The sequence below is a fragment of the Actinobaculum sp. oral taxon 183 str. F0552 genome (genome assembly GCF_000466165.1).
In the GTDB taxonomy this organism is placed as follows: domain Bacteria; phylum Actinomycetota; class Actinomycetes; order Actinomycetales; family Actinomycetaceae; genus Peptidiphaga.
The window spans coordinates 1-1641 of the sequence record NZ_KE951426.1 but is presented as its reverse complement, the minus strand read 5'-3'; the positions used below and the strand labels follow the sequence as shown (position 1 = coordinate 1641).

1 protein-coding gene is annotated in these 1641 nt (G+C 69.4%); it reads right to left on the bottom strand.

Features of this window, described 5'->3' with window-relative positions; genetic code table 11:
* Positions 1 to 117: 117 nt before the first annotated feature.
* Positions 118 to 1641: alpha/beta hydrolase family protein (locus HMPREF0043_RS05105; RefSeq protein ID WP_021601846.1), on the bottom strand; the 1524-nt coding region annotated here is incomplete at its 5' end.

Here is a 1641-nt window from a genome sequence, read left to right as displayed (position 1 = left end):
GGGTGAAGGAGGTATCGATCCTCGTTGCGGAAACGGATCCGCCCCGGATCAGTCACCCCCGCCACAGATATTTGCATGCCCCAAGCTTACGTCAGACCTCGGCGGGAACCCGGAAGCCTAGCCAAGCGAGGGGTAAAGTCCCCAGTACGCCAAGGATAGGAAGAGGACGGCCTGCCCGGCCAGGCCGATCGCCATCGTTGCGCGGGCCGGCCAGGACAGCCGGCCGGGGGCCTCGCGCCAGCGGAACGGCACGCCGACGAAGAGCCACGCCGCCGAGAGCGCCGTCGCCTGGCAGAGGAGCCAGCCTCCCTGGACGACGACGCTGTTGCGCTGGTAGGACGTCGCGTAGTAGGCGAGCGTGACGATGTAGGCGACGAAGACGACGCACGCCAGGCAGATCCCCGCGGAGGCCGAGTGGAGCCAGCGGCCGCATCCCCTCAAGTCGATCAGACGCCTGCCGCGTCGGCGGAGCATGCCCGCCAGGGAGAGGAGCCCTGCGGACGAGACGAGGAGCAGCCCCGTGGCCACGATGAGAACGATCGACATCCCCGAGGCGAGCTTCGGCGCCGGAGCGACCTTGCCGCCCATGTAGGCCTGGACCGGCCTCGCCCCGGCGACGCGCGGCTTGGCGTGGGCCGTCGACGGCAGCCCGTTGACCCAGTCGGAGACGTCCTGCATCGGAGGGATGAGGAGGACTTTGCCGACCTTCAACCCGTGGCTGGCGCCCTTGTAGTACCGGACCGTCAGGGCGGTGTTGCCGGCCTTCTCCAGATCTTTTCGCAGGGTCAGGGGCGCCTGGACCATCGGCATCGACATGTCGTTCGTGCCGTAGACCATGAGGACGGGCATGGTCATCCTGCGTTGGTATTCGGAGACGTCGAAGTCTATGTAGGCGAAGTCCTCGAACTGCTGGCCGACGATCTTGGCTATGACGTCGATGATCTGCCGGGGAGCCCCCAGGTTGCGCATGTAGGAGTCGGCCGCGAGCGCGCCCTGGGTTCGGATCGGCAGCACCGGCGCGGACACCATGACGACGTAGGAGACCCGGGGGTTCGACGCGGCGATGATGGGGCCCATGTAGCAGCCTTCGGACACCGCGTACAGCCCCGACCTCCTGGGGTCCACGCCCTGGGAGCCGAGGAGGTAGCCGAAGGAGTCCTCGTAGTCCCTCGCCAGCGCCGTGTAGTCGCGGTGGGTGGTCGAGTAGTCGTTCGTCCGCTTCTGCGGGACGAGCGTGGCGATGCCCGTGGAGGCGATGACGTCGGTCTCCTCGGCGAAGGCCTGGTGGGAACTGGTCCCGGTGCCGTGGACGAACACCATCCCCGGGACGAGGCCCTGGACTCCGAGGGGAGTCTTGAGGGTCGCCGGGATCGCCGAGCCGTCCCTGGTGGGGACGCTGACCGTCGTCGTGCGGACCTGGTAGGCGCCGCGGGGCGCGGTGGGGGCCGCGCCCTTGATGGAGGTGTCCGACGTCTCGGGGACGATGAGGGTGCGCATGGGCTGCGGGTTCCATCTCGGGCCGGCCCACGTCCCCCACATCCCCAGGAGGAGGACCACGGCGATCCAGGCGATCGCGCGCCGCTGCCTGGTCCGCACCCGTCGGGCGGCGCCGGCGGCGGGCCCGGCGCCCGCCTCCTCCGC